Annotated in this window: 23 protein-coding genes; 10 read left to right on the top strand and 13 right to left on the bottom strand. The window is 72.2% G+C overall.

Annotation, left to right across the window (positions count from 1 at the left end):
- Nucleotides 1-133: 133 nt before the first annotated feature.
- Together KM933_RS19145 and KM933_RS19140 are read right to left on the bottom strand one after the other, a co-directional pair.
- A complete protein-coding gene (locus tag KM933_RS19145; protein ID WP_221353782.1) occupies nucleotides 134-706 on the bottom strand; it encodes a Dps family protein in 573 nt (190 codons plus the stop codon).
- 76 nt (nucleotides 707-782) lie between these two features.
- Nucleotides 783-953 carry a hydrophobic protein gene (locus KM933_RS19140; protein WP_221353780.1) on the bottom strand — a complete coding sequence of 57 codons (171 nt, stop codon included), beginning with the start codon at nucleotides 951-953 and terminating at the stop codon, nucleotides 783-785.
- Between the two features lie 280 nt (nucleotides 954-1,233).
- Here KM933_RS19140 and KM933_RS19135 point away from each other — a divergent pair, with 280 nt between their 5' ends.
- Together KM933_RS19135 and KM933_RS19130 are read left to right on the top strand one after the other, a co-directional pair.
- Nucleotides 1,234-1,605: a PRC-barrel domain containing protein gene (locus KM933_RS19135; protein WP_221353778.1), complete on the top strand. Its 372-nt coding sequence runs from the start codon at nucleotides 1,234-1,236 to the stop codon at nucleotides 1,603-1,605.
- Nucleotides 1,606-1,900: 295 nt separating this feature from the next.
- Entirely contained in the window at nucleotides 1,901-2,350 is a 450-nt protein-coding gene (locus KM933_RS19130; RefSeq protein ID WP_221353776.1) for an ATP-binding protein, read from the top strand.
- A 111-nt stretch (nucleotides 2,351-2,461) separates the two neighbouring features.
- Here KM933_RS19130 and KM933_RS19125 read toward each other — a convergent pair whose 3' ends face one another.
- Nucleotides 2,462-2,896 carry an ATP-binding protein gene (locus tag KM933_RS19125; protein WP_221353774.1) on the bottom strand — a complete coding sequence of 145 codons (435 nt, stop codon included), beginning with the start codon at nucleotides 2,894-2,896 and terminating at the stop codon, nucleotides 2,462-2,464.
- A 275-nt stretch (nucleotides 2,897-3,171) separates the two neighbouring features.
- Between KM933_RS19125 and KM933_RS19120 the strand changes: the two genes are divergently transcribed.
- Nucleotides 3,172-3,348: a hypothetical protein gene (locus KM933_RS19120; RefSeq protein WP_221353772.1), complete on the top strand. Its 177-nt coding sequence runs from the start codon at nucleotides 3,172-3,174 to the stop codon at nucleotides 3,346-3,348.
- 273 nt (nucleotides 3,349-3,621) lie between these two features.
- Here KM933_RS19120 and KM933_RS19115 read toward each other — a convergent pair whose 3' ends face one another.
- The 5 genes from KM933_RS19115 to KM933_RS19095 form a co-directional block, all read right to left on the bottom strand.
- Nucleotides 3,622-5,676: a glycoside hydrolase gene (locus tag KM933_RS19115; RefSeq protein WP_221353770.1), complete on the bottom strand. Its 2,055-nt coding sequence runs from the start codon at nucleotides 5,674-5,676 to the stop codon at nucleotides 3,622-3,624.
- A gap of 142 nt (nucleotides 5,677-5,818) precedes the next feature.
- Nucleotides 5,819-7,879, bottom strand: a complete 2,061-nt coding sequence (locus tag KM933_RS19110; RefSeq protein WP_221353768.1) for a beta-galactosidase — start codon at nucleotides 7,877-7,879, stop codon at nucleotides 5,819-5,821.
- Nucleotides 7,880-7,934: 55 nt separating this feature from the next.
- Nucleotides 7,935-9,269: an ABC transporter substrate-binding protein gene (locus KM933_RS19105; RefSeq protein ID WP_221353766.1), complete on the bottom strand. Its 1,335-nt coding sequence runs from the start codon at nucleotides 9,267-9,269 to the stop codon at nucleotides 7,935-7,937.
- A gap of 83 nt (nucleotides 9,270-9,352) precedes the next feature.
- Nucleotides 9,353-10,312 (bottom strand): carbohydrate ABC transporter permease, encoded by a 960-nt coding sequence (locus tag KM933_RS19100; protein ID WP_221353764.1) that lies wholly within the window; start codon nucleotides 10,310-10,312, stop codon nucleotides 9,353-9,355.
- Between the two features lie 7 nt (nucleotides 10,313-10,319).
- Nucleotides 10,320-11,246 carry a carbohydrate ABC transporter permease gene (locus KM933_RS19095; RefSeq protein WP_221353762.1) on the bottom strand — a complete coding sequence of 309 codons (927 nt, stop codon included), beginning with the start codon at nucleotides 11,244-11,246 and terminating at the stop codon, nucleotides 10,320-10,322.
- 286 nt (nucleotides 11,247-11,532) lie between these two features.
- Here KM933_RS19095 and KM933_RS19090 point away from each other — a divergent pair, with 286 nt between their 5' ends.
- The 4 genes from KM933_RS19090 (at nucleotide 11,533) to KM933_RS19075 (ending at nucleotide 15,214) form a co-directional block, all read left to right on the top strand.
- Entirely contained in the window at nucleotides 11,533-12,522 is a 990-nt protein-coding gene (locus KM933_RS19090; RefSeq protein WP_221353830.1) for a LacI family DNA-binding transcriptional regulator, read from the top strand.
- A gap of 147 nt (nucleotides 12,523-12,669) precedes the next feature.
- Complete coding sequence (locus KM933_RS19085; protein ID WP_308013454.1) at nucleotides 12,670-13,485, top strand: SAM-dependent methyltransferase; 816 nt, start codon at nucleotides 12,670-12,672, stop codon at nucleotides 13,483-13,485.
- 169 nt (nucleotides 13,486-13,654) lie between these two features.
- On the top strand, nucleotides 13,655-14,188 hold the full coding sequence (locus KM933_RS19080; RefSeq protein ID WP_221353758.1) for a GNAT family N-acetyltransferase: 534 nt from the start codon (nucleotides 13,655-13,657) through the stop codon (nucleotides 14,186-14,188).
- 375 nt (nucleotides 14,189-14,563) lie between these two features.
- A complete protein-coding gene (locus KM933_RS19075) occupies nucleotides 14,564-15,214 on the top strand; it encodes a DUF4360 domain-containing protein (protein ID WP_221353756.1) in 651 nt (216 codons plus the stop codon).
- 65 nt (nucleotides 15,215-15,279) lie between these two features.
- On the opposite strand, the gene KM933_RS19070 is transcribed toward KM933_RS19075, so the two are convergent.
- The 5 genes from KM933_RS19070 to KM933_RS19050 all read right to left on the bottom strand — a co-directional run bounded on the left by KM933_RS19070 (nucleotide 15,280) and on the right by KM933_RS19050 (nucleotide 22,970).
- Nucleotides 15,280-16,602 carry an alpha-glucoside ABC transporter substrate-binding protein gene (locus KM933_RS19070; RefSeq protein ID WP_260333775.1) on the bottom strand — a complete coding sequence of 441 codons (1,323 nt, stop codon included), beginning with the start codon at nucleotides 16,600-16,602 and terminating at the stop codon, nucleotides 15,280-15,282.
- The gene (locus KM933_RS19065) at nucleotides 16,599-17,831 is read right to left on the bottom strand and encodes a hypothetical protein (RefSeq protein ID WP_308013453.1); all 1,233 of its coding nucleotides are present in this window, start codon (nucleotides 17,829-17,831) and stop codon (nucleotides 16,599-16,601) included. The genes KM933_RS19070 and KM933_RS19065 overlap by 4 nt, the downstream gene beginning before the upstream one ends.
- Complete coding sequence (locus KM933_RS40295; RefSeq protein WP_221353754.1) at nucleotides 17,828-20,728, bottom strand: tetratricopeptide repeat protein; 2,901 nt, start codon at nucleotides 20,726-20,728, stop codon at nucleotides 17,828-17,830. Before KM933_RS40295 ends, KM933_RS19065 begins: the two co-directional genes overlap by 4 nt.
- Before the next feature lie 201 nt (nucleotides 20,729-20,929).
- Nucleotides 20,930-22,429 carry a metallophosphoesterase family protein gene (locus KM933_RS19055; protein ID WP_221353752.1) on the bottom strand — a complete coding sequence of 500 codons (1,500 nt, stop codon included), beginning with the start codon at nucleotides 22,427-22,429 and terminating at the stop codon, nucleotides 20,930-20,932.
- A gap of 121 nt (nucleotides 22,430-22,550) precedes the next feature.
- Nucleotides 22,551-22,970, bottom strand: coding sequence for a RidA family protein (locus KM933_RS19050; protein WP_221353750.1), 420 nt, complete (start codon nucleotides 22,968-22,970; stop codon nucleotides 22,551-22,553).
- A 144-nt stretch (nucleotides 22,971-23,114) separates the two neighbouring features.
- Between KM933_RS19050 and KM933_RS19045 the strand changes: the two genes are divergently transcribed.
- From KM933_RS19045 to KM933_RS19035, 3 genes are all read left to right on the top strand, one after another.
- A complete protein-coding gene (locus KM933_RS19045; protein WP_221353748.1) occupies nucleotides 23,115-23,597 on the top strand; it encodes a cupin domain-containing protein in 483 nt (160 codons plus the stop codon).
- Nucleotides 23,598-23,638: 41 nt separating this feature from the next.
- Entirely contained in the window at nucleotides 23,639-24,568 is a 930-nt protein-coding gene (locus KM933_RS19040; protein WP_221353746.1) for an acyl-CoA thioesterase, read from the top strand.
- 110 nt (nucleotides 24,569-24,678) lie between these two features.
- The gene (locus tag KM933_RS19035; RefSeq protein WP_260333787.1) at nucleotides 24,679-26,331 is read left to right on the top strand and encodes an AMP-binding protein; all 1,653 of its coding nucleotides are present in this window, start codon (nucleotides 24,679-24,681) and stop codon (nucleotides 26,329-26,331) included.

The raw sequence follows: 26,331 nt of genomic DNA, 5'->3' as shown, positions 1-26,331 counted from the left end.
CAGCGGGCCGGCCGCACATCGGGTGCGGCCGGCCCGACGCGTGTCCCGTGCCCGTACGACGCCGTGACGTCCGGTCGCCGCCGTACACGTGGAGTGGGTCGTGCCCATGCCTTCCCGCACGTGACGGCCGCCGCTAGCGGGCGCCGCCCTGGCCGGCCGAGCGGGCGGCCTCGGTCTCGGTCTGCGCGTTCGCCGTGGAGAGCGTGCCGCCGGAGCTCTCGAGGTGCGCGCGCACGAACCACTGGAACTGTTCGAGGGAGCGCAGCTGCTCGATGAGGAGGTCCTCCGTCACCGGGTCGAACTTGCCGACCTCGGCCAGCGCCGCACGGTGGCTCTCGACGATGCCGGTGTACACCAGGTCGAGGGCGCCGAGGTGCGCGATCGCGTCGGCCCGCCCGACGTCGTAGTCGTCCCAGGTCCGCTCCGCGACGAGGGCGCCCGGGGTGCCCGCGGGGACCCCGCCCAGGGCGGAGATGCGCTCGGCGGTGTCGTCGGCCATTTCGCGGGCACGGTCGACCTGCGGGTCGAGCATCTCGTGGATGGCGATGAAATGCGGGCCGACCACATTCCAGTGAATGTGCTTCAGTGTGAGCGAGAGGTCATTGAGTGCGTGCAGCCGCAGGCGGAGCAGGTCGATCACCTTCCCGCCGTCCTGGGTGCTGAGGCCGGGAACCGTGTACTGCACCTCGGTTGAAGACGACGTCATTCCTCATTCCTCCCTGGAAATTCTCGTTTTTCGGGGATGGCCGTGCCATGGTCGCTGTCTCGGGGAGCAAGCCCTCCTACCAGCGGTACCACCGTCCACGACGGCCACCGGACGCATTCGGGCGCACGATGAAGCCGAGCAGCCAGACGATCAGCACGACGACCGCCACCCACCACAGGATCTTGAGTGCGAAACCCGCGCCGAAAAGAAGCAGGGCGAGCAGCAGGACAAGAATAAGAGGGACCATTGCTATCGACCTCCAGCCCTTCGAGTGCCCTGCTTCACCGGTGATACGCATCCTTCTTATCAAGCCTCAGGCTTTTACGATCTCCCGCCGCGCGGACCGCGTTTCGGGAACGCCCGCCGCGGTGACCCGGCAGTCCCGCGGGCCGGCCGCGCCCGACCCGCGCAACCGCTGAGAATGGCGGTCCGGCGGCAGGGTATTTGCTGCCCGAGGGGGACGACGGGCGGTGCGCACCGGCCGCCGTGCTCCGTTCGGACCTCGACCATGGGAAGGAAGGAGCGACGTGACCACCGACAGAATCTGGTCGTACGCACCCGCCAGCGGGTACTCGGAGGGGCTGCTGCTCACAGGGTTCACGGTCGCCGCGAGCGACGGGACGATCGGGCACGTGGACCGGCAGGTGGACCAATCCGGCATGCGGCACCTGATCGTCGACACCGGTGGCTGGCTGTTCGGCAGGAGCGTCCTGATACCCGTGGGCGTGGTCACCGCGATCGACCCGGAGGCGCACGAGATCAAGGTGGCGTGCACCGAGGAGGAGGTCAAGGGCGCACCGCAGTTCAGGACCGACCGCGAGACGCTCGACCCCGAGTACCTCTCCGGGGTCGGCGACTACTACCGGAGCCTGCCGCCGCGGCAGGCGGCCGCGCCCTGAAAGGGCTCGGCCCGGCTCCGTCCGGCCTGATCCCGCGCGGCGCGGTCCGGTACGGACGGGGAGCCGGGGGATTCGCCCGCCATGGACGCGGTTTCCGGGGGAAGGCGAATCCCCACGGGGTGTTGGCGAGAGGAAAGGACGACCATGCCGACCACGACCACCCGGGCACTCGTCCCCATGACGCATCGCGGGCAGTGCGGCCGGCGCCGGACGCGGTGACCCGTCCGTGAAGCCGCCCGGCGGCTCCGGGCCGGCGCCCGGCGTCGAGGAAGCAGAGTGCAGGGACACGACGCATATGGACCGAACCGACACGACCACCCTCGCGTCCGCGCAACCGCCCGGGGGAACACCGGCGGCGCACGCACCGATCACGACCGCGGCGATGGCCCGTGCCCACGCACGCGACGTGGTGCTCGGGCAGTGGAGCCGGGCCGGCCGCACCGTGACGGAGGCGGCTCTCATCGACCTCTCGCTCGTCGTCTCGGAGCTGGCCGCGAACGCCATCCGGCACGGGGGCGGACTGGCCGGCTTCGAGGTCACGCCCACGGGGGAGGGAGTACGGCTGGCCGTGCACGACAACAGCGATGTCATCCCGGCCGCCGCCTTCGGCCAGGGGGGCTTCCCGGCGCAGCACCGCGGCAACGGCTACGGCTGGCCGGTGATCATCCGGTTGGCGCGTGACATCGCCGTCGAAAGGCGTCCGGGCGGCGGCAAGACCGTCAGCGTGCTGGTGCCGCTCTTCTGACGGGCGGCACGCATCCGGAAAAAAGCCTCGGACGGGCCGGCAGGCCCTCGTCCGAGGCTTTCCTCCGTGGCTTTCTTCGGCGGATTCTGCGGATCCTTCCACCGGCGGGCCTCACCACGGCATGAAGACGTGGATGTCCTTGCCCGTGTCGGTCACCACCACGCTCACCTGGTCGCACAGGGTGTGGATCAGATGCCAGCCGACCCCGCCGCCGCCCCGGCCCGGGTGGAACGGACGTGGTGCGGGCGGTGTGGTGCTGGTGTCGTGCATGGTCACGTGCACACCGTCGAACGTACGTCGCAGGCGCAGCTCGAAAGGGCCCGGGGCGTACTGCACGACATTGGCCGCCAACTCGGTGACGACCAGCAGGATGTCGTCCCAGTGCTCCGGGGCGGCCGGTGGTGAGGCGCGCGTGAGCGCAAGCAGGAATTCCTCGGCGGCGAGTCGTGCGCCCGTCACATTGGGCAGCTCGCCGGCGAAGGCGGTCGTCCGGGTGTACTTCTCCTCAGAAGACAGTTTGTCGTCCCAACGCGGCTCGGTCGCCATTGTGCCTTCCCCAGCCCGTTCCCCGCGGGGCTGTGCTGATCCTCTGCTTCCACCGCTGCTGCTTCCCGGCGGCGAGATGCTTACTCGTCCGGGTCCGGTGGGGATGATAGGTCATCCGGAATGCGGTGGTCTCCGATGATTCCCGTGTGGTCGGCGAGTACCACGATCGGCCCGAGTCATGGGTCCTTGTTCGGCGGCCTGTTTCGGCCGGACGGGGGCACATGGAGGTCCGGGACGACAGCCCGTCCCGCCCGCGACCGGAAAGAGGAGAATCCGTGCTCGGTATCGCAGCAGCAGTCCTGTTCTTCATCGCGTTCCTGATCAATGCCGCCGATATCTCGACCAACGACACCTTCACGTCGACGAACTGGATGCTCATCGGCCTGACCGTGCTGGCGCTGCACGTCGCCGGGGTGGGCAGTGGGTGGGGGAACCGGAGCCGCAGGCGGTGACGTGCGCGACAGCGCCCTGCCACACACCCGAACCCAGACGGACCGCGGAACGACTCCTCGTCGTTGCGCGGTCCGTCCGCCGTTGCGGCCACCGTCCTGAGCGGGTCCCGGACCCGGCGGAGGAAGAACCCGGCAGAAGAAAAAAGGACCGTACGGTCCTGGTACTGCAACACGGCGGCGGGGTACCCGGCCGCTGCGACGACGGCCCGGTGACCGACGACGGCCCGGTGACCGACGACGGCCCGGTGGCCGCCGGCGGTCACCCGCGCCGGGTCAGCCGGTCCGGTCGGACACCTCGGTGACCTTCCAGCGCTGGTTGGCGCCGGAGTTGGGTGTCCACAGCGTCACGGACGCCCCCTCGTGCGTGGCCTGTCCGCCGACCTCCAGGAGCTGTCCGGTGGCCGCGTTGACGAGGGTCCAGGTGCCGTCGCCGGTCGACGACATGATCCACTGGGTGGCCCTGTCCCGGCGGCCGGTGTCGGCCTCGACCACCGGGGCGCCGTCCCGTACGGCCAGGCGCTTGCCCTCCACCGGGTCGCCGAACACGTACCGCTGCCGGTTCCCGGTGTCACCGGAGATCCGGCGCAGCTTCCACCGCTGACCGGCCGCCTGCTCCGCGGCGCTCCTGATGACGAGTCCCCTGCCGTCGTCGGCGACGGTCAGGGCCTTGCCGCTCTGGACGCCGGTCAGCTCGTAGGTGTGGCCCTTGCGGAGTTCGGCGGCGTCCTTCGCGACCCCCGAGACGTCCTCGACGAGGAAGGAGGTCACGGACTGGGCGGGCACGGTGAAGGTGGCCCTGCGGTCACTGACCCTGACGGCCCGGTGACGCTCCAGCTTGCCGTCGGCGCTGGTCACGACGGGGGTGACGGTGGCGTTGCGGCCGACCTTGCCGAACTTGGACAGGTCGACCGTGACCGTGCGGGCCCCGGTGGTGCTGTTGACGTGGACGACCGTCGCCCCGTCGCCCTTCCCGGTGACGGCGGCCGCGCTGGACGTGTCGTCCGTCTTGATCAGCCGGTCGCCGGGCTTGATGTAGTGCGTGAAGTTGCGGGCCGTGTCGAACTTCGTGTTGGTGTGGATGGGGCAGGACTTCAGGGTGTCCTTCGAGGTGCAGCTGAACGAGAGCTGGATGCTGCCCCAGTTGCCGCCCTTGGCGGACTCGCCGCCCGGCTTCATGTTGTCGTAGTCCTCGACCGGCTGCCAGAACACCCATGCCTCGGGCTCCAGCTCCCGCAGGTCGTCGACGATGCGCTGGGCGAGGCCGAGCCCCGGCCGCATGTCCGTGAAGCTCTGCCCGTCGCCCCAGTCGCCCTCCACCTCGCTCATCCACAGCGGCTTGTCCGCCGCCTTGGCGAGGTCGCGCACGGTGGTGCGCTGGCCGGTGCCGTAGGTGTGGACGTTCATCTGCTCGACGAGGTCGCGCACGTCCTGCGGGTAGGTGTTCCAGTTCTGGGCGAAGATCGACGGGTTGGTCTCGTCCATCGCCGAGATGTCCGCCCCGGTCTTCGCCTTCCTCAGCGCCGGAGCCAGGGCCTTCAGCACCTTCTGCTGGAGCTCGGGGCCGATGTGCGCCCCTTCCTGCCGGCCGCCGACGGGCTCGCCGTCGGCGCCCAGGCGGGTGCTCCAGTAGTCGGTGTTGGGCTCGTTGAACGGGTCGACCGTGTCGACCTCGATACCCTCCGCCTTCTCCAGCCGCTTGGTCGCGCCCGCCAGATAGGCGGCGAAGTCGTCGACGGACCCGGTCCTGAGCTGGTCGGCGCCGGCGTCGAAGCCGCCCGACACGTAGCCGCTCTCCGTCATGAACCACGGCGGGGAGTTGCTGAATGTCTCCCAGTGGTCGATGTCGTCCTTGATGTGCTCGACCCACCAGCGCTGCGTGGCGTCGGCGTCCTTGTTCCAGTCGGCCGGGTCGTCGGCGTCCCACCAGCCGGTGTCCTCGCGGGTGGTGCCGGCCGGCGCCTTCCACCAGCCCTCCACCGCCCCGCCGGCCCGCAGGTAGTCCTCGACGTCCGGGGCGTTGCCGCCGCCGATGTTGTAGCGGGCGATGTTCAGCGCGAGGCCGTCGTCCCCGAAGAGGAGCTTCGCGAGCTTCTCGCGTATCTCCTTCGGGTAGTCGCCGGTCGCGTTGGCGAACCAGACCAGGCTGGTGCCCCAGCCCTCGAACTTCTCCTGCTCGTACGAGGGGTCGGGCCGGACGGTGACCGAGGGGGTGTCCGCCGCCGGTGCCTGGGCGGTGGTCGGCGGGGCGGAGACCAGGGCGGCCCCGGTGGCCAGGGCGGTGAGGCCCGCGGCTCCGAGGAGACGTCTGCTGCGGGTACGGCGTGCCATCGTGTGCTCCCAACTGCGGTGTGGTCGCTGCGCGGTGGACCTCCCGCCCGTCGGGCAGGAGGGGTCGCCCCCGGACGGGCGCGGAGCCGTCCGGGGAGCCGGTGGTGCAGGGAGGACCGTGTGCGGTGCGTGCGGTGTGCGGTCAGGCGGCGGGCTGGTGCAGTACGGCCACGCCCCTGGGGCCCAGGACGAGACCGTCCCCGGTGCCGGTGTCGGCACCGCTGCCGCTGCCGCCGGCCAGGACCTCTCCGGCGAGACCGGTCAGGGTCAGGCTCCGGTCGGTCCGGTTGACCAGGAACAGGAAGCGTCCGCCGGGGCCGCGGCGGACGGTCAGTTCGACCGCCCCCCGGGCCTCCTCGGGCAGCTCGCTCTCCACGCCGGCCGGTCCGAGCAGCGCCGGCAGCAGTCCCGCCAGTCCCTCGGGACCGAGCCGGGTGGACACGTAGGCGGCCGAGCCCCGGCCCACCGCGCGGCGGGTGACGGCGGGCCGTCCCGCGTACGCGCCGGTGCGGTAGTGGGCCAGCACGTCCACCGCGGGGTCGGTGACGGTGATCCGGTCGGTCCACAGGGTGCCCGTGGCGGCGCCGTCCAGCCCGACGGTGTCGCCCGCGAGCAGCGGGCCGAACTCCTCGATGCGGATACCGAGCAGCTCGCGCAGGGCGCCCGGGTGGCCGCCGAGCCAGATGTGGTCGTTCTCGTCGACGACCCCGGAGAAGTACGTGGCGACGAGGTGGCCGCCGGCCTCGACGTACCGGGTGAGCTCCTTGGCCAGCGGCGCGGGGACCACGTGCAGCACCGGCGTGATCAGGACGTCGTACCGGTCCAGGTCGGCCGCGGTGGTGACGACGTCGGCCCGGACGCCCAGGGTGTGCAGTGCCGAGTACCAGTCCAGGGCCTCCCGGCGGTAGTCGAGGAGGGCGGTGGGGTGCGAGTCCTGCTCGCTCGCCCACCAGGACTCCCAGTCGTAGACGATCCCCACCCGGGCCGGTTCCCGCTCGGACCCCGCCACCGGCGCCAGGGCCTTCAGGGTCTGCCCCAGGGCGGCGACCGCGCGGAAGACCTCGCTGTCGGCGCCGGCGTGCGGCACCATCGCCGAGTGGTACTTCTCGGCGCCCGCGGCCGACTGGCGCCACTGGAAGAAGCACACGGCGTCGGCGCCGTGCGCGACGTGCAGCAGGGAGTCGCGGGCCAGGTCGCCGGGGAGCTTGGCCACGTTCACGGGCTGCCAGTTGACCGCGCTCGTGGAGTGCTCCATCAGGAACCACGGGCGGCCGCCCGCTATCCCGCTGGTGAGGTTGGCGGAGAAGGACAGCTCGTCGCGGTCCTGCGGGCCCGGGTGGACGTAGTGGTCGTTGGAGACGAAGTCGATCTCGCCCGCCCAGTCCGGGTAGTTCATGCCCCTGGTGCCGCCCATCACCATGAAGTTGGTGGTGACCGGCACGTCGGGGGTGATCTCCCGCAGCACCTCCCGCTCCGCGACCAGGTACTCCTTCAGCGCGTCGGAGGAGAAGCGCTTGAAGTCCAACTGCTGTGTCGGGTTCGGGTGGGAGGCGGCCAGCCGGGGCGGCAGGATCTGGTCCCAGTCGCTGTAGCGCTGCGACCAGAAGGCCGTGCCCCAGGCGTGGTTGAGGGCGTCGAGGGTGGTGTAGCGGGCGCGCAGCCAGTCGCGGAAGGCACGGGCCGCGTCGTCCGAGTAGTCGTAGACGTTGTGGCAGCCCAGCTCGTTGGAGACGTGCCAGGCCACCAGCGCGGGATGGCCCGCGTACCGCTCGGCCATCGTGCGCACCAGGCGCAGCGCGTGCTCGCGGAAGACGGGCGAGGTGGGCCGCCAGTGCTGCCGCGCCCCCGGCCACACCGTCTCGCCCGAGGCGGTGACCGGAAGGATCTCCGGGTGCGCCGTGGTGAGCCAGGGCGGCGGGGACGCGGTGGCGGTGGCCAGGTCGACCCCGACGCCGTTCCTGTGCAGCAGGTCCATGACCTCGTCGAGCCAGGCGAAGTCCCACTCGTCCCGGGCCGGCTGGATGCGGGCCCAGGAGAAGATCCCCACGGAGACCAGGTTGACGCCGGCCTCGCGCATCAGCCGGACGTCCTCCTCCCACACCTCACGAGGCCACTGCTCGGGGTTGTAGTCGGCGCCGTAGGCGAGGCGCGGGGTGCGGTCACCGTCCGGCCCGTCCAGCGAGGACAGGAGGGTGGAGATCATCGTGGTCCTTCCGGGGTTGTGCACGGGGAGCGGCGTCGGGGAGGGCGTGCGTCGGCTATTCGACGGTGAAGCCCTGCTCCTTGCCGTACTTGACGGAGGCGTCCTGCCAGGACTTCAGACCGTCGATGAGCTTGGTGTTGCCGACGTACGCCTTGCCGACGGTGTCGTTGAAGATCGAGTTGGCGTACTGCTGGAAGGGCAGGTACGACCAGTCGTCGGAGACGTTGGCGGCGGACTCCGCGAAGATCTCGTTGGCCTTCTGGCCGCCGAAGTACTCGAACTCGGTGTTCAGGAACGTGTCGGTCTTCAGGTCGGCGGTGGTCGCCGGGAAGGCGCCCTCCTTCACGCGGCTCTGCACACCGGCACCGGAGTTGGCGTACTCGACGAAGGCGTAGGCCAGCTCCTTGTTCTTGCCCAGCGCGGGCACGGTCAGCGAGCTGCCGCCGTTCTCCGCGCTCGCCTTGTCGCCCTTGGTCCAGGCCGGCATGGGGGCCGCTCGCCAGTCACCGGAGGCGTTCGGGACACCGGTGACGAAGTTGGCGGGCATCCAGGCGCCGCTGGCGAGGGTGGCGATGGTGCCGTCGCCCAGGCCCTTGTACCAGTCGTCGGTCCAGCCGTTGATCGGCGCGAGGAGCTTCTCGTCGATCAGCTTCTGCCAGGTGTCGGTGTACTTCTTGGCCCCGGCGTCGGAGAAGTCGACCTTCACCTTCGTGCCGTCGACCTTGTAGGGGCGCGAGCCGGCCTGCCACAGCATGCTGGTGGTGAAGCCCGCGTCGCCGGCGTCGTTGGCGATGTAGACCTTCGGGTCGGCCTTGTGCAGCTTGCGGGCCGCCTCGACGTACTCGTCCCAGGTGGTCGGCACGGCGATCTTGTGCTTGTCGAAGATCTTCTTGTTGTAGTACAGCGCCATGGGGCCGGAGTCCATCGGCAGGCCGTAGACCTTGTCGCCCTCGCTCACGGCGTTCCACGGGCCGGGGGTGTACTTGTCCTTGAGCTTGTCCGCGCCGAAGGGGGCCAGGTCGCTCAGGCCCTCGGTGAGGGAGTACTGGCCCAGCGCGAAGTACTCGACCTGCGAGACGTCGGGGACGCCCTTCTCGGCCGAGATGGCGTTCGACAGGGCGGTGTAGTGCTTGTCGCCCGAACGCTCGCCGACGAGGTTGATCTTGACCTTGGGGTACTTCTTCTGGAAGTCGGCGGCGACCGTCTTCAGCGTGGGCTCCCAGGCCCAGACCGTGACCGAGCCGCCCTTCTCCAGGGCTGCCTGGACGTCGTCGGCGGAGACCGCCTTCTGGCCGGAGTCGTCGTCCGAGCCGCCGCAGGCGGTCGCGCCCAGGGTGAGGACGGAGAGGACGGCGAGGCCGCGCATCAGGCGGCCGGTCGTTCTGCGCATGGAGATGCTTCCACTTCTTCGTGGGCGGGACGGGGTGAGGGTGGAGGAGGTGGGACCGAGGGGGGCGGTGGCCCGGGGACGGGTCACTCCTTGACGCTTCCCGCGGCGAGGCCCGACTGCCAGTACTTCTGGAGCAGCAGGAACGCGGCGATCAGCGGCACGATGGTGAGCAGCGAACCCGTGATCACCAGATTGAAGATCACGTCACCGCCGATGGTCTCGGCCTGGGAGTTCCAGGCGCTCAGACCGAGGGTGAGGGGATACCAGTCGGGATCCTTGAGCATGATCAGCGGCAGGAAGTAGTTGTTCCAGGTCGCGACCGTGGTGAACAGCAGGACGGTCACGATGCCCGGGGCGAGCAGCGGCAGGGCGACCTGGAAGAAGGTGCGCGCCTCGCCCGCTCCGTCGATGCGGGCCGCCTCCAGCAGTTCGAAGGGGATGGCCTCGGTGGCGAACACCCACATCAGATACAGGCCGAAGGGCGAGATCAGCGAGGGGATGATCACCGCCCAGGGGGTGTCGGTCAGCCCCATCTTGCTGAACATCAGGAAGGTCGGCACCGCCAGGGCGGTGCCGGGGACGGCGACGGCACCGATGACCACGGCGAACACACCGCGCTTGCCGGGGAAGTCGAACTTGGCCAGCGCGTAGCCGCCCAGGATCGCCAGGAAGGTGGCACCGCCGGCGCCGAGCACGACGTACAGCAGGGTGTTCAGGAGCCAGCGCCCGAAGATGCCGTCGTTGTACGTGAACGTGTCGCCGATGTTGTCCCAGAGGGCGAAGTCGTCGGCGAACCACAGTCCGGACGAGTCGGCGAGCCCTTCCTGGGTCTTGGTGGCGCTGATCAGCAGCCACACCAGGGGCACCACGGTGTAGACCAGGACCAGGCCGGTCAGCACCGTCAGCAGGACGCTGCGCCTGGGGCGCCGGGTGTCCTGGTCACCGCGCTTGCGCAGCCGGGGCACCCGCGCGGCCGGGGCGGACGCGGCCGGGGCCGTGGTGGCGGGGCTGCTCGTGCTGCTCGTGCTGCTCGTGCTGCTCATGGGATGGTCACGCTCCCTTGCGCATGCCGCGCAGCTGTACGACATAGGCGATGACCATGGTGATCAGGCCCATGATGATGGCGACCGCCGCGGAGTAGTTGTGCTGCTGGCCGTTGAAGGACAGCGAGTACGTGTAGAAGTTCGGCGTGTAGTCCGTCGTGATCGCGTTGCGCGCCAGCGGCCGCAGGATGTTCGGCTCGTTGAAGAGCTGGAAGCTGCCGATGATCGAGAAGATCGTCGCGATGACGAGGGCGCCGCGGATCGCGGGGAGCTTGATGGCGGTGATGACCCGGACCTGCCCGGCGCCGTCGATCTCCGCGGCCTCGTAGAGCGAGTTCGGGATGACCTTCAGCGCGGAGTAGAAGATCAGCATGTTGTAGCCGACGAACTCCCAGGTGACGATGTTGCCGATCGACGCCAGCACCAGATCGCTGGAGAGCGGGTCGGGCAGGGTGACGCCGAACGCGTCGTTGATGTCACCCACCAGCCCGTACTTGGTGCCGTACATGAAGCCCCACATCAGGGTGGCGACCACGGCGGGCACGGCGTACGGCAGGAAGATCGCGATACGGAAGAAGTCCGTGCCGTAGAGACGGCCGCTGTCCAGCGCCAGGGCGATCAGCAGGCCGAGGAAGAGCATGATCGGCACCTGGACGGCCAGGAAGAGCGAGACCCGGCCGAGGGAAGCCCAGAACTGGTCGTCCTGCAGCGCCTGCTGGTAGTTGTCCAGGCCGACGAACTGGGTGCCGCCGATCAGCTGGTCCCGGAACAGGCTGAGATAGATCGAGTACACGATCGGAGCCAGGAACACAAGGGTGAAAACGGCCACGAAGGGGCCGATGAAGCCCCACCCCCTCCAGGAGCGGCGGTCCCCCCTCGCCGGAGGCCGGGCCGTGCGCGCCTTGGCGGCCGGCGGCGGTTGAAGCGTCGTCATGTCGTTCCTCGCTCGTCCCTCTCGCGAAAACCCGGCGTCGTGCGCCGATGATGTTTGCGTAAACACCAGGGCCCTCAGGAGTCCGTGGCCTGTTATGTTTACGTAAACATCTGATGGCGGCATGTCTACACTGCCCCGTTGACGGTGGTCAAGGGTCATTTGAGGAAACCGTGGTTCAAAACGACGAGGGAGACGGGTGGACACGACGGACAACGCCTCGGCGAGCAGACCGCAGGTGGCGGGGGGTGCCAGGAGGCGGGCGCCCCGCCGGACACAGAGCGCGTCCATGGCGGACGTCGCCCGGCTGGCCGGCGTCTCCTCGCAGACCGTCTCGCGTGTCTCCAACGGTTACGCGGGTGTGAACGAGGAGACACGGCAGCAGGTGCTCGCGGCCATGCGCGAGTTGGGCTATCGCCCCAACAGTGCCGCCCGGGCGCTCAAGCGTGGCGAGTTCCGCACCATAGGTGTGATCACTTTCGGACTTTCCACCACGGGCAACGTCCGCACCCTGGAGGCGATCGCGACCTCCGCGGCGCACGAGGGCTACGCCGTGACGCTCCTGCCCGTCGCCGTGCCCACCCAGGACGAGGTGCGGGGTGCGTTCTCCCGGCTGGGGGAGTTGGCCGTCGACGCCGTCATCGTCATCCTGGAGGTGCACCTGCTCGACGCGATGACCCTCTCGCTGCCGCCGCACATCAAGGTGGTGGTCGCCGACTCGGACGCGGGCGACCGCTACACCGTGGTCGACACCGACCAGGCGGGCGGCAGCCGCGACGCCGTGCGGTACCTGCTGGACCTCGGCCACGACACGGTCTGGCACCTGGCGGGCCCCGAGGAGTCCTTCGCGGCGCAGCGCCGCGCCGACGCCTGGCGCGCGGAACTCACCGGGGCGGGCCGCGCGGCGCCCCCGCCGGTACGCGGCGACTGGTCGGCGGAGTCCGGCTACCGGGCCGGCCTCGAACTGGCCGCACGGCCGGACTGCACGGCCGTGTTCGCGGCCAACGACCAGATGGCGCTCGGACTGCTGCGGGCCCTGCACGAGCGGGGCCGGCACGTGCCCGGCGACGTCAGCGTCATCGGCTTCGACGACATACCCGAGGCCGGTTCCTTCCTGCCGCCCCTGACCACCGTCCACCAGGACTTCGCCGAGGTGGGGCGGCGCTGCGTCGAGGGCGTGCTGCGCCAGATGGGCCAGGACGCACCGGAGCACGGGACCACGCTCGTGCCCACGCGCCTCGTGGTGCGCGACAGCACGGCGGGACCGCGACGGCCGTGACCCGTGCCGCCCGGGGACACGACGTGCCTCGTCCCGCATGACATGGGCGCACCGGCGAGGACCCGTGGACGATCGGGACTAGGTTGTGCTGCACAGCCGACGGTTGTGCAGCACAGCCGACGACGGTTCCCCTCACGGAGGTTGCCGGTGACACAGGACTCCTCAGCTCCCGGCGGAGCGGCGTCGACGAAGATCGACTCGACCGTGCCGCACTCGGCCCGGATCTGGAACTACTGGCTCGGCGGCAAGGACAACTACGCCGTCGACCACGAGGCGGGTGACGCCTTCCGCGAGGTCTTTCCCGGGATCACCGAGCTGGCCCGTGACTCGCGGGCGTTCCTCGGCCGGGCCGTGCGCCACCTGGCCGGTGAGGCCGGGATCCGGCAGTTCCTCGACATCGGCACCGGGCTGCCGACGGTCGACAACACCCATGAGATCGCCCAGGGCGTGGCACCCGGGGCCCGTGTCGTCTACGTGGACAACGACCCGCTGGTCCTGGCCCACGCACGGGTGCTGCTGACCAGTACCCCCGAGGGGGCGACGGCGTACGTCGACGCCGATCTGCACGACCCCGGCACCGTCCTGCGCGAAGCGGCGGGAACGCTGGACCTCACGCGTCCCGTCGCGCTCACACTGATGCAGGTCAGCGGACATGTGGCCGACTACGACGAGGCGCGGCGCATCGTCGGTGCGCTGATGGCGGCCCTGCCCTCCGGCAGCTACCTCGCCTTCAACGACAGTGTCGACACCAACGAGGCCAACGTGGCGGCCACCCGCTTCTACAACGAGAGCGGCGCGGCCCCGTACCGGCTGCGCAGTCCCGCGCAGCTGGCCGGTTTCTTCGACGGCCTGGAACTGCTCGACCCGGGGGTCGTCCCGCTGAACGACTGGCGGCCGGACCCCGGGGTGACCCCGCCCTCCGGCGACGTGATCGCCCTGTGCGGGGTGGCACGCAAACCGTGAACCGCGGACGGGGCCGGTGCGGTGCGCGGCTCCGTCCGCTCCGGCCGGGGTGCGGCCCCCGGACCCGACGGGCCCCGCCCACGGTGCCGTTCCCCGGCGCGCCCTTCGCGGGGGCGGTTCCCGGGCCCGTCGATTTCGTGCTCGCGCGCCCTGCCGACAGGATGGGGGCATGAACGACATCCGTACCCCCCGCCTGCTCCTGCGCCGCTGGCGGGACGACGACCTCGTACCGCTCTCCGAGATCCAGGCCGATCCGACCGTGATGCAGTGGATCGGCGACGGGCACCCGCGCTCCTCGGAGGAGACCGCCGAGGACATCGAGGCGTGGGAGGAGGAGTGGGACGAGGAGGGATTCGGGATCTTCGCCGTCGAACTGCTCGGCTCAGGGGAACTCGCCGGAGCGGTCGGCCTGTACGTCGCCGGTTCGCCGCCCGAGCTCGCCGACCGGATCGCGATCGGCTGGCGGCTCGGGCGGGTCCACTGGGGACAGGGGTACGCCTCGGAGGCCGCCCACGCCGCGCTCGAGTTCGCCCTCCAGGACCGCGGCATCGACCGGGTGGTGGCCGCCGCCCGGCCGGGCGACACCGCGTCCGCGAACGTGCTGGACAAGCTCGGCCTGCGGGCGGACGGCACCGCGCAGGACCCGGTGCACGGGCACGAGCTGCGGCTGTACGCCATCGACCTCACGGAGTTCGAGGGCTGACCGCCGCCGGGCGGGGAGGCCGGGCCAGGCCGCGGGCGGCCGGGCCCGCCCGGTGGCGCGAAGTGGTCTGCGAATGGCCGGAGTTCGACCTGGCCGGTCCGTCCCGGGATACGTACGATGCGATCGCTCCCGGCCTCCACAGCTCCTTCACAGCTCTTTCGCAGCGGCCGGGTTCCCGTGCGCGTGTGGTTGATTGATTGACATGTGCATGACTTTCTGTCGCTCCATGCGCACCTTCCACGCACCAGGTCCGCGACGGCTCTCCGCGCGCACCGCGCAGTTCGCGCAGGCCGCACGCGCGAAAGCCGCACCCCCCATTCCGCGGCGGGACACGGTCCCCGCCGGCGGAACACCGACGCAACGGATTGGAACTCCATGACTGGTGGGCTGCTTCTGAGCGGCGCGATCGCCGCTCTGTTCGCCACCGCGCTGCCCGCGCACGACCCGTCCACGGGGATCGTCGACCCGCCCCCGGACAAGATCGTCATCAAGGTCGCCACGGTCAACGGCTCCGGCTGCCCGCAAGGCACCGCCGCCGTCGCCGTCTCCCCGGACAACACCGCCTTCACGGTGACGTACAGCGACTACCTAGCCCAGGTCGGAGGCAACTCCGACCCCACCGCGTTCCGCAGGAACTGCCAGCTCAACCTGACCGTCGCCGTGCCGGGGGGCTTCACGTACGCCATCGCCAGCGCGGACTACCGCGGCTTCGCCTCGCTCCAGTCGGGAGCCAGCAGCACCGAGAAGGCCTCGTACTACTTCCAGGGCTCGTCGAACACGGCCGCCATCACGCACTCCTTCAAGGGCCCCTTCAACGACAACTGGCAGGCCACGGACACGACGGAGTGGGCGCAGCTGGTCTGGGCGCCCTGCGGTGTCCAGCGGAACTTCAACATCAACACCGAACTCCGTGTCAACGCCGGCACCTCGGCTCCCAGCAGCACCAGTTTCATGACCATGGACTCGACGGACGGTGACATCAGCACCATCTACCAGCTGGCCTGGAAGGAGTGCCCCAGCTCCTGACGGGAGCGGGCTCCCCGGCCGGCTCCTCCGCACCGGGAGCCGGCCGGGGACGGCCGCGGGCCCCCTCAGCCGCCCGGGCCGGCGCAGACGTCCTCGGGCGGCCGGAACGAGCGCGTGTCGTCCGACTCCTCGTCGACCTGGACCCGCACGGCCTCCAGCTGCTCCAGCAGCGACGTGAGGTGCCTCCGTGCGGGATCGCGGAAGAACTCCAGCACCGCCCGGTGGAAGGCGTCCCGCAGCTCGGGCGGCATCACGTCCGAGGCGTCGAAGCACAGCGTGCGGGCGGTCGAATGGAGCAGGGCGTCGATCTCCTGCTCGACGGCGCCCGCGGACTCCGTGGGCGGCGCTCCCGTGCTGTTCGGGAACAGCGGACGCACCGCCGGGTCCGCCTCGGCCCGCCAGCGCTCCCGCCCGGCCGGGCCCGACAGCCGTTCGACCAGCTCCTGCGCCGCCGGGTCGTCGCTGAAGACGGCGGCCATGTCACCGGAGACCTCGAACGCGTCCCGGTGCTCGGCCCGCCCGTCCAGGAACCGCGCCGACGGCTCCACCCGGATGTCGTCGCCCGCGTACACGTACCGGATGAAGGCGCTCTGGTGCTCGTGCGTGCAGTCGAAGCCGGGGGAGTTCAGCAGCCCGCGGGGCCCGGCCGGCCCGGACGCCCCCTCGTACGACGTGGTCAGGGACTGCTCGACGGATTTCTCGGAGCGGCCGGCGAGCAGCCGCGCCCAGGTGGTCCAGGCCCGTACGACGTCCGGATCGCGCCAGCTGAGCCGGCTGGTGGCCCACTCCTCGTAACGGGCGGGACCCGCCTGGTGGAGCAGGATGTCCTCGATCCAGTCCGTGCCGGGCCAGCCCGAGGTGGCCTGCGAGGCGAGCCCCACGCACCAGGACGGATCGTCGCTCGACGTGCCCTCCTTGCTCCACACCAGACTCTTCAGGTCGACCTTCAGCGGCACCCAGTAGGTGCGGCGCCTGCCGTCCACCAGCAGGGTCGGCGCCCACGGGAGGAAGGCGCGTTCGGTGGTCCGCTCGGCTATCGGCCTGAGTCTGCCGCGGCGGGCGTACTCGGTGAGTTCGCCGATGCTGTTGAGGACCGCCACGTCCGGCGGGGTGTCCGCCTCCAGCTGCGAGACGAGGGTCTCGCGCAGCGAGCGGGTGCCCTCGTAGGCGTACGTCCGCCCGGTCCCGTCGTCGAGCCGCTGGAGCGCGGCTTCGAACGCCTCGCCCTCCGGGCCGGTCCACGGACCCAGGACGACGAGCGGGTCGGGCTCGTCCGACGCGCAGCCGGGCACCAGGACGAGCAGGCACGCGGCCAGCAGGACCCGCAGGGGACGGGCCGTGCGAAGGGCCGCCCGCCGGACCGGGCGACGGCCCGCCGACGGGGTCATGCGACGGCTCCCGGGCGGGCGACCACGAGGTACTCACGGCGGTACGCGTGCAGCGCGCCCCCGACGAGACCGGCACCGGCCAGTCCCACGGGCAGGACGAAGGGGGCGACCCCGTCCAGGAACGCGAGCCGGCCGTCGGAGAGCGTCCCGTCGATGCGGGACTCCAGCACCCCGACGGCCCGCGGGTCGGGGCCGTCGAAGGGGCGCTCCTCGGCGATCGTCTCCGTCTCCGGCGAGGTCCGCTCGGCGAGCGCGTCGGCCAGCGGCGCGGACCGTGCCTGGGCGCGCTGCGCGAGCAGCGCGTCGGCCGTCAGGAGGGGCACGGCGAGCAGCGGCAGGGCGGCGACCGCCAGCGGAATGCTCAGCCGGATCCGGAAGCGGCGGCGCAGGAACACCACCGTGCGCCAGAGACCGGCGGCGAACAGCACGAGCGCCGGCCCGGCGACCGCCGCGGCGGTGAGCACGCCCCAGCCCCAGGCGGCCCGGGCCGCGAGCCGGTCGCCCAGCCGCCTTTCGAGACCCGCGACCCGGTCCACGATCGACGTCGCACCGGAACCGGTGGCAGCCCGGCACGCCGGGTACCGGTCCTCGTCGGCGATCGGCTCGGAACAGAGCATGCTGCGCGCGTAGGTGAGTTCGGCGTCCCGCAGGACGGCGTCGTCCGCGTGGCCCCGGGCCCGGGCGATCCACCCCGTGTAGTCCACGACCAGCGCGGACACCACGCGCAGCTCCTGCTCCTCGGCCACGGTCAGCGCGCCGCTGCGGGTGACCTGGTTCAGGCTCTGTGTCGCCCGCGCCACCCGTGTGCGGTACCGCTCGCTGAGGCCGCCGAGTCCGGCCGCCCCCGCCGCGTCGAGGTTCTCCTCGGCCTCGCCCTGCGCGATGAACAGCGACGTCCTGGCGTTCGCGAGTCCGACCAGCGCGGGTGCCAGCCGCTCCCGCAGGTGCGCCGAGTCGCCCCGTACGTCCGCGTACGCCCAGCCGAGCGCGCCGAAGGCCAGCACGGCGAGCAGCGGCAGCGCGACGAGCCGGTCCCGCAGGTACACCCGGTTGCGGCGCCCCTTCGCCGACGGCCACGCGTACCGCCGGAGCCGGCGGGCCAGTTCGGCGCCGACGGCCAGCGCTCCCCGCGTCGTCCGGCGCAGGCGCGCGGACGGGGCGAGCGGGGCGGACGGGACGGCGGCATCCGCCCCCCGGTCCGTACGTCCGCGCCCCGCCTCGGCGGTCACTCGCGGACCGTCCGGGCGCTCTTCTCGGGCGACGGCGAGGGTGACGGCGGTGGCGGTGGCGGTGGCGGTGGCGAGGACGGCGGCGACGGCGCATGGGCGATCGTCCGCAGCCAGGCCGTCACCCGCTTCCCCAGCCCCGGGCTGTCCCGGCGGTGCCGGAAGGCCGGCGGACGGACCGCGTAGGCGCGGTCCAGCAGGGTCTCGGCGACAGCCCCGTCGGCGGCGGAGGCGGAGCGGGCGGCCTGGTGCGCGAGGGTGAGGTAGAGCCGGGACAGCTCCTTGCGCAGCCCGGGCTCGGCGGAGGGGAGCCCCAGCCGCGCGTCGGCGCCCGCGGCCAGTGCGGTCAGGCCGCCCGCGCCGATCGCGCCCCGGTCCAGGGCACCCCTTACCGCCTCCCACACCTCCGCCGTCATCCGGACCCGGGCCTGCTCGTCCGTCAGGCCGTGCGCGTGGAACAGCCGGGCCAGGCGCGCCAGCACCTCACGGAGGCGGTCGGCCACCTCGTCCGGGTGCCCGGCGGTGCGCACGTGCTCGACGCCGACGCGTACGGCGGCCGTCCGCGCGGCGGTCCGGTGCCGTGAGTGCTGCGGCACCGCGTCCAGGGCCCGCACGGTGTCGTCCCAGGCCCGCTCCCCGCCCAGCGCGAGACGGGCCCGTGCGGCGCCGAACGCCGCGCTGCCGAGCGAGGGGTTGCGCAGCCGGACGGCCTCGTAGAACGTCAGCGCCTCCTGCCAGCGGCCGAGGCGCTCGGCGCAGTACCCGAGGGCGAGTTTCGGCGCGTACTCGCCCGGGATCGCCGCGAACACCCGGTCGAAGTGGAGCCGTGCCGCCCCGGCCCGGTCCTGGCCGAGCGCGAGCAGCCCACGGTGCCAGCCGAGCCGCCAGTCGTGGGGGGCCTGTCCGGCACCGATCAGGACCTCGGCGAAGCGCAGTTCGCGCTCGGCCGCCCCGGTCCCGCCCCCGGCGCCGCGCAGCCGCAGCCGGCAGCGCAGCAGATGGACCTCGGGCGAGTCGCGCCAGTCGCCGGTGCGCTGCAGCAGCGCCTCGGGAGCGGCATCGGCCAGCCTGCTCAGCTCGGCGTGGTGGAGGTCGTGCGGATCGGGCCGCGGTACGGGCAGCCGACTGGCGACCTCGGCGGGCGCCGGCGGTGCGTACGGGACGGGCGCGTCCGGCGCGGCCCACCGGGTGAGGGGCGGCGCGGAGCCGAGGGCGGCGTCGAGCGCGTACGGCGACTGGAAGAACAGCGGTGACGGCTCGAAGGTCTCGACCCCGGTCCGCAGCGACCGCAACTCCCGGAACACGCCCCGCAGCTGCTCCTCCATCTCCCGCGCGGTGGCGAACCGCTCGGCCCGCTCGGCGCGGGTGGCGCGGTGCAGCACCCGGGCGAGCGACACCAGGCCCAGGCCGCGGGGAGCGGGCGCCGTCATGGGGGGAGGTCCCTCGGTCCCCGCGGCCCGCGTGTTTCCCCCGGCCCGCGTGTTTCCCCCGGTCCGCGCGGTTCCTTCGGTCCGCGCGGTTCCTTCGGTCCGCGCGGTTCCTTCGGTCCGCGCGGTTCCTTCGGTCCGCGCGGTTCCTTCGGTCCGCGCGGTTCCTTCGGTCCGCGCGGTTCCTTCGGTCCGCGCGGTTCCTTCGGTCCGCGCGGTTCCTTCGGTCCGCGCGGTTCCTTCGGTCCGCGCGGTTCCTTCGGTCCGCGCGGTTCCTTCGGTCCGCGCGGTTCCTTCGGTCCGCGCGGTTCCTTCGGTCCGCGCGGTTCCTTCGGTCCGCGCGGTTCCTTCGGTCCGCGCGGTTCCTTCGGTCCGCGCGGTTCCTTCGGTCCGCGCGGTTCCTTCGGTCCGCGCGGTTCCTTCGGTCCGCGCGGTTCCTTCGGTCCGCGCGGTTCCTTCGGTCCGCGCGGTTCCTTCGGTCCGCGCGGTTCCTTCGGTCCGCGCGGTTCCTTCGGTCCGCGTGGTCCGTGTGGTCCCGGGAGCCCGCGGGGTCCCGGGACCACACGGTGGCCCTGGTGGTTCCGGCGGGCCCGGTGGTTCCGGTGGGCCGATCCCGTCCAGGCGGCCCAGCTCCGCCAGGTCGTCCGGCGAGCGCCCCAGCCCGCTCAGCCGCCGCAGGGTCTCGCCCAGGCTGAACAGGTCGTCCTGGCCGGTGGATTCACCGTCCGGGCCGACGGTCGGGGCCCGGAACCCCTCCGTGGTGTGCCCGGGCGCCCCGGCCGCGCGGACGCTGCCGACATCGATGATCTTCGTGGAGGTGCCGTCGTGCATCACGTTGTCCGGTTTGAGGTCGCCGTAGACCTTGGCGGGCCGGTCGGCGTGCAGATGCCCGAGCGCGGACAGGATCCGTATCCCGTAGGCCAGCACGAACTCGTGGAAGCGTCCGCCGCCGAACTCGTCCGGGTTCATCCGGGCCCGGGCCCGCACCTCTTCGAGGGTGAGGCCGTCCACGTACTCCAGGACGAGGAAGTCGCCGACCTCCGGGTGGTGCCCGTAGTTGAAGACACGGATGATGTCGCCGTGGCTGAGGTCGACCAGGGCCCGCCGCTCCTGGGCCAGCGCTCCCGCCGCCTGCTGCGGGTGCAGGATCTTGATGGCGACCTCGCGGTCGTCGACCTTGGTGTCGAGCGCGAGGTGAACCTCCCCCATGCCGCCGTAGCCCAGCGGCCGGATCAGCCGGTACTGCCCCGCGAGCAGTTGTCCCGAGGGCAGGGGCGGCTCCTGCGGGACGCCGCCGTGGGGCGCCGCCCGGTCCAGGAGGGTGATCGACGGCAGCAGCGCCGGGTCGGGGCTCTCCTCCGGCAGGTCGACGTGCGCCGCCCGCAGGATCGGCGCCGAGACGACGAGAGGACCGAACGACGCGCTGGATTCCCGCAGTTCACCGCTCGCCCTGCTGCCCGCTGCCCCCTCCATGCGACCCCAGAATAGACGCGGAGGCCCGGAACGACCCCGTGTCGGGAGAAAAGACCGCGGTGGAGTCGCCCGCCCCGTACACTCGACGGCCGACCAGGGGCGATCCGCCCCCGGATCGCCCCTGTAGCCCTCCATCGCCCCCGCCGCCCCCGCCGCCTCCGGCCGCCCCCGTCGCGCCCCGGCGCGCCGCCTCACGCCTCGTCACGACAGCGGGATGACCACCTCGTCCTCGACGGGCGGGTCGAGTTCCTGCGGCAGGTTCCCCGTCGCCGAGAAGCAGCGCAGCCGGACGGACTCCGGGGAGACGTCCAGGCGCAGGAAGGACTTGAAGAACGGCGGGCTGTACGTCGCCGAGCCGGGCGAGAAGAGCCGCGTGTGGGCCTTGCGCACCGGCAGGCGCAGGCGTGACGTGCGGTCGGGGCGCCCGCCGGCACCCAGCAGGCTCGCCACCACGCGGGTGCGCAGGGTGACGGGGGTGTCCCGCACCCGGGCGCGGGTCGCGGGAACGCCGAGCCGCTTCGAGACGACGGCGGTCGCCTGGTCCTCGGTGAGGGTGAAGAACCGCCGCATCCGCAGCCGGCGCCCGTAGAGCCCGCTGTAGAAGGCCAGTGAGTCGCCGCGCAGCGGGTAGCAGCGGAAGTCCTCCTCGGTGACACCGGCGACGGAGACGCGGGGCATGGTGTGGGTGGCGTGCATGAAGGCTCCGCCGCCGCCGGCCACCACGTACTGGATCGTGCGGCCGTCCACCGCCACCGGGTAGCGCTGGTAGTTGTGGATGTCGCCGCCTATCGCGGCCACGAAGTGGTGGTCCGGATCGCGGACGATCTCGTCCACCGTCCCGCCGCCCTCGATGGCGCAGGGGTGGTGCTCGGCGTCCACGTACAGCGGGGAGCCGGTGACGAGGATCTTGGGGGTGTCCCCCCGGGAGACCTCGCGGAGCCAGCGGCCCTGCTCGGCGTCCACGGTCCCCAGCAGGCCGGTGTCGATGCCTATGATCCGCACCGGGCCCGCGTCGATCGCCCAGTACGGGCCCGGCTGGACGGCCTGCTGGGCCGGGACGGAGCGCAACTTCCGCGCGGCGGCCAGGCGTCGCTCGTCGGTCGGGCCCGGCCGGTGCCACAGCAGCGACCGCCACCAGGCGCGGGACAGCCGCCGGGGCGGGGGCGGCGGGGTGAGGGGCGGGGCGTCGCAGAAGACGCGCATGAACCCGTCGAGGTCCTCGTACCAGTCGTGGTTGCCGGGTATGGCGTATATGGGTGCCTGATAGTCCTGGTACGGGCGGAAGAACTTCGTGTCGTAGTCGTCGGTGCTGCCGACCGGGTAGATCACGTCACTGGCCAGCACGGCGAACGCGGAACCCCGACCGGCCCTCAGGAAGCCGGGCACGACGGCGTACTGGGGGTCGTCGCCCTCGCCGGTGTCGCCGATGACCATGAAGGAGAAGCGGTCCGCGACGGGGTGCCGGACCACCTTGTCGGCCGGCGCGCCGGCCGCGGTCCGCTGCGCCACCCAGCGGCTGCGGGTCCGGCCCGTCGGGTCCCCGAACAGCGACGCCAGTACGCCGTTGCGGGCCGGCCACAGGGTCCTGGGGTCGAGCCACGAGATTTTCCCGGTCCGGTGCGGCATCAGGTGCCGGTAGGCGCCGCGTTCCGTGGTGCCCCAGCCGGCGCCCGCCGCGGTGTCGCGTGAAGAGTCAGACATCGGTGAACGGTAACAACGGCCCCGCGGAGGACGACGGGCGGCCACGGCCGGCGGGCCGCGGCCACGGGTCCGGCGAACGCCCCCCGGGCGTACGCCCGTTGTCCCGGCTGCCAGGTGGCCTCTACCGGCCCGGCCGGACCAGCCGCTCCTCGGGGACGACGGCCACGCCGAGGATCTCGATCATCGCCTCCGGCTGCCACAGGGCGGTGCAGCCGATGCCCGCCATCGCCGGGTAGACGGGTCCGGCGAGCTCGCGCCACACCGCGCCGATCTCCTTGCCGTGCGCCTGGTAGTCGGGGATGTCGGTGAGGTACAGCGTCACGCTGACCAGGTCCCGCGGCTCGCCGCCCACCTCGCGCAGGGTGGTCAGGACGTTGCCGAACGCCTGGCGGAACTGCTCGACGATGCCTCCCGGCACGATCCGCATGCCGGCGTCGAGGGCGGTCTGCCCGCCGAGGTGGAGCGTGTTGCCCACGAGCGTTCCGTGCGAGTAGCCACGGGGCGCCGGCAGGGCGCCCGGGTTCACGGCGAGGGGAGTCACGTGGCCTCCGGATGGTGGGAGCGTGATGTATTGACAATAAATAACGGCCGTGAAAAAAACGATACAAGGTGCACGGGGGCGCAGGCCGCGCGCGGCCGGGCGCGCCCTGCCTCCCGACCGCACGACCGGAACGGAGCCCGCCCCATGGAGCCCGACCTCGGCAAGTACCGCCTGGAGGGCGACGCCTCGGTGTACCGGCTGCCCAGCGGGATCGTCGCCCCGGTGGTGACGCGTGCCGGCTCGGAGAGCGCGGACACCGCGGACTCCGGCGGCGCCGTCCGCGTCTCGGGCGTCAGCATCCAGCACACACCCGCCACGAAGCTCTGGTTCGGCAAGGTCAGCAACGACCCCGGCTACCGCTCGGTCACCCACCACCACGGCGAGGCCGAGACCGGCGGCTACGTCCTGTCGGGGCGGGCGCGCATCTACTTCGGCGAGAGGTTCGAGGACTACGTCGACATGGCGGAGGGCGACTGGGTCTTCGTCCCGCCGTTCATGCCGCACATCGAGTGCAACCTGTCCCGCACCGAGCCGCTGACCTGGATGACCACCCGGACACCGGAGAACATCGTCGTCAACATGGCCGACGTCGCCGACGCCGACCTGCGCGACTGGCCGGACCGGTGACGGCGGGGTCCGGACCGGGGCAGGGGCCGGACCCCGGACCGGTGCCCGGACCCGGGCGCGGGCCGGAGCCCGGCGGAGCACCCCCGACCTCCGCCCTCTTCACCGAGGCGGTCACGCTGACCCCCGTCCCCGCCGAGCACTTCGACCTCGCGTTCACCGCCGTCACCCAGCCCTGCCCCTGGCCCAAGGCGTACGGCGGCGACCTGGTGGCCGCGGCCGCCGCCGCGGCCATGCGGTCGGTGACCGGCGCCAAGACGCTGCACTCGATGCACGGTTACTTCCTGCGCCCCGCCGACATCGGCGCACCGGTGCGCTACGAGGTGGAGGTGATACGCGACGGCCGCGGCTACAGCACCCGGCAGGTACGCGGTCACCAGAACGGCAAGCCGCTCTACGTCTGCCTGGCCAACTTCGCCGCGGGGGAGCCCGGCGGCACCTTCCACGCCGAGTTCACCGAGGTCGTCCCGGACCCCGAGGACCTCCCCGGCTCGCGGGAGTACCTGCGCGGGCGCTCCGGCGGTTCGATGACCGAGGAGTCCAGGGCCTACTGGTCGGCCGGCCGGAGCTTCGACATGCGGCACGTGCCGGGCCCGCTCTACCTCACCGTCGAGGGCAGGCGGCTGCCGCAGCAGGCGGTCTGGGTGCGGCCCTTCGACGCGCTGCGGACCGTCGAAGGGCTGACCGGCCCTCAGCGGGACCTGGCCGCGCTGGCGTACGTCTGCGACTACACGATCCTCGAACCGGTGCTGCGCGTACTGGGCCTGGCCTGGGCCGACCCCGGGCTCGTCACCGCCAGCCTCGACCACGCCATGTGGTTCCACCGCCCGGGACCGGTCGACGACTGGCTGCTCTACGCGCAGGAGGCGGTCGCCGCCGACGCGGGCCGCGGCCTGGGCACCGGCCGCTTCTTCACCCGCGACCACCGGCACCTCGCCACCGTCGTCCAGGAGGGAATGATCCGCCCCGCCTGATCCGCCGCCCGGCACCGGCGGCTCCCGGAAGGACACCTCCGTTGACTCCTCCGCCCCCACCTCCGTCCGCCGCCCCGCCCCCCTCCGCCCCACCCGCCGGCCCGCCCCCCCTGTCGCCCTCGGCGTACGAGGACACCTTCGCGCGCGACCACCTCCCGCCCGCCCGCCTGTGGCCGGTGATCGAGTTCACCACGCCGGACCTGCGCCACCCGGAGCGGCTCAACGCCGCCGGCGCGCTCATCGACGCCTCCGTGACGACGTACGGGGCCGACCGCCCCGCGCTGCGCACGCCGGACGGGGAGACCTGGACGTACGGGGAACTGCGCGGGCGGGCCGACCGGGTGGCCCGGGTGCTGACCGAGGACCTCGGCCTGGTCCCGGGGCAGCGGGTCCTGCTGCGTTCGCCCAACAACCCCTGGACGGTGGCGTGCTGGCTCGGCGTCCTCAAGGCCGGGGGAGTGGTCGTCACCGTCATGGCCGCGCTGCGCGCCCGCGAGATCGCCGCGGTCGCCGGACGGACCCTGCCCGCGCTCGCCCTGGTCGACCACCGGTGCGCCGAGGACGTCCGCGCCGTCCGGGACACCGTGCTGCCCTCGCTGCGGATCGTCGAGTTCGGCGGCGGGGGACCGCACGACCTGGTGGCCCGCGCGTCCGCCAAGTCCGGCGGGTTCACGGCCGTGGACACCGCCGCCGACGACGTGGCCCTGCTCGCCCCGACGTCCGGCAGCACCGGTGAGCCCAAGATCACGATGCACTTCCACCGGGACGTCCTGGCCATCGACGACACCTTCGGCCGCCATGTGCTGCGACTCCTCCCGGACGACCTGGTCGCCTGCAGCGCCCCCTTCGCCTTCACCTTCGGGCTGGGCATGCTGGTGGTCTTCCCGCTGCGGGCCGGCGCCTGCGCACTGCTGACCGAGGCGGCGACCCCGCTCGCCATGGCGGACCTGGTCGCCGGTCAGGGCGTCACCGTGCTGGCGACGGCGCCCACCGCGTACCGGGCCGTCCTGCGTGCGGGGCGCGAGGAGCGGCTCGCGGGGCTGCGCGTCGGCGTCTCGGCCGGCGAGCACCTGCCCCTCGGCACCTGGGAGCGGCTGCGCGACCGGATCGGGCTGGAGGTCGTCGACGGGATCGGCGCGACCGAACTGCTGCACATCTTCATCTCCGCGGCCGGCTCCGACATCCGCCCCGGCGCCACCGGGAGACCGGTGCCGGGCTTCCGCGCCGCGGTCCTCGGCCCGGACGGCACGGAACTGGGCCCCGGCGAGCCGGGCAGGCTGGGCGTCATCGGCCCGGTCGGCTGCCGCTACCTCGACGACGAGCGGCAGAAGGACTACGTCGTGGACGGCTGGAACGTCACCGGCGACGTCTTCCACCGTGACGAGGACGGCTACTTCCACTACCACGCCCGCGGCGACAACATGATCGTCTCCGCGGGCTACAACATAGGCGGACCCGAGGTCGAGGCCGCCCTGGACACCCACCCCGACGTGGTGGAGTGCGCGGTCGTGGGCCGGAGCGACGCCGAACGCGGCGAGGTGGTCTGCGCCTTCGTCGTCCTGCGGGACGGCGTCCCCGGTGACGCGGCCAAGGCCGGGGAACTCCAGGACCACGTCAAGCAGACCATCGCGCCCTACAAGTACCCGCGCGACGTGCGCTTTTGCGACACGCTGCCGCGCAACGCCAGCGGCAAGCTCCAGCGCTTCGCGCTCCGGACCGCCGCCGAGGACGGGCGGGCCGCCCCGCCCGCCGCCGAGCGCTGA

Source organism: Streptomyces beigongshangae (assembly GCF_019710745.1).
GTDB classification, from domain to species: domain Bacteria; phylum Actinomycetota; class Actinomycetes; order Streptomycetales; family Streptomycetaceae; genus Streptomyces; species Streptomyces beigongshangae.
The sequence above is the reverse complement of the archived record's forward strand: the minus strand, read 5'-3'. Positions and strand labels throughout refer to the sequence as shown.

What these genes read in the sequence shown, in the direction of transcription:
- KM933_RS19055 (WP_221353752.1), bottom strand. Translation starts at nt 22,429, where the DNA reads ATGTCTGACTCTTCACGCGACACCGCGGCGGGCGCCGGCTGGGGCACC.
- KM933_RS19125 (WP_221353774.1), bottom strand. Translation starts at nt 2,896, where the DNA reads ATGGCGACCGAGCCGCGTTGGGACGACAAACTGTCTTCTGAGGAGAAG.
- KM933_RS19130 (WP_221353776.1), top strand. Translation starts at nt 1,901, where the DNA reads ATGGACCGAACCGACACGACCACCCTCGCGTCCGCGCAACCGCCCGGG.
- KM933_RS19090 (WP_221353830.1), top strand. Translation starts at nt 11,533, where the DNA reads ATGGCGGACGTCGCCCGGCTGGCCGGCGTCTCCTCGCAGACCGTCTCG.
- KM933_RS19100 (WP_221353764.1), bottom strand. Translation starts at nt 10,312, where the DNA reads ATGAGCAGCACGAGCAGCACGAGCAGCACGAGCAGCCCCGCCACCACG.
- KM933_RS19115 (WP_221353770.1), bottom strand. Translation starts at nt 5,676, where the DNA reads ATGGCACGCCGTACCCGCAGCAGACGTCTCCTCGGAGCCGCGGGCCTC.
- KM933_RS19080 (WP_221353758.1), top strand. Translation starts at nt 13,655, where the DNA reads ATGAACGACATCCGTACCCCCCGCCTGCTCCTGCGCCGCTGGCGGGAC.
- KM933_RS40295 (WP_221353754.1), bottom strand. Translation starts at nt 20,728, where the DNA reads ATGGAGGGGGCAGCGGGCAGCAGGGCGAGCGGTGAACTGCGGGAATCC.
- KM933_RS19110 (WP_221353768.1), bottom strand. Translation starts at nt 7,879, where the DNA reads ATGATCTCCACCCTCCTGTCCTCGCTGGACGGGCCGGACGGTGACCGC.
- KM933_RS19140 (WP_221353780.1), bottom strand. Translation starts at nt 953, where the DNA reads ATGGTCCCTCTTATTCTTGTCCTGCTGCTCGCCCTGCTTCTTTTCGGC.
- KM933_RS19075 (WP_221353756.1), top strand. Translation starts at nt 14,564, where the DNA reads ATGACTGGTGGGCTGCTTCTGAGCGGCGCGATCGCCGCTCTGTTCGCC.
- KM933_RS19045 (WP_221353748.1), top strand. Translation starts at nt 23,115, where the DNA reads ATGGAGCCCGACCTCGGCAAGTACCGCCTGGAGGGCGACGCCTCGGTG.
- KM933_RS19145 (WP_221353782.1), bottom strand. Translation starts at nt 706, where the DNA reads ATGACGTCGTCTTCAACCGAGGTGCAGTACACGGTTCCCGGCCTCAGC.
- KM933_RS19105 (WP_221353766.1), bottom strand. Translation starts at nt 9,269, where the DNA reads ATGCGCAGAACGACCGGCCGCCTGATGCGCGGCCTCGCCGTCCTCTCC.
- KM933_RS19095 (WP_221353762.1), bottom strand. Translation starts at nt 11,246, where the DNA reads ATGACGACGCTTCAACCGCCGCCGGCCGCCAAGGCGCGCACGGCCCGG.
- KM933_RS19070 (WP_260333775.1), bottom strand. Translation starts at nt 16,602, where the DNA reads ATGACCCCGTCGGCGGGCCGTCGCCCGGTCCGGCGGGCGGCCCTTCGC.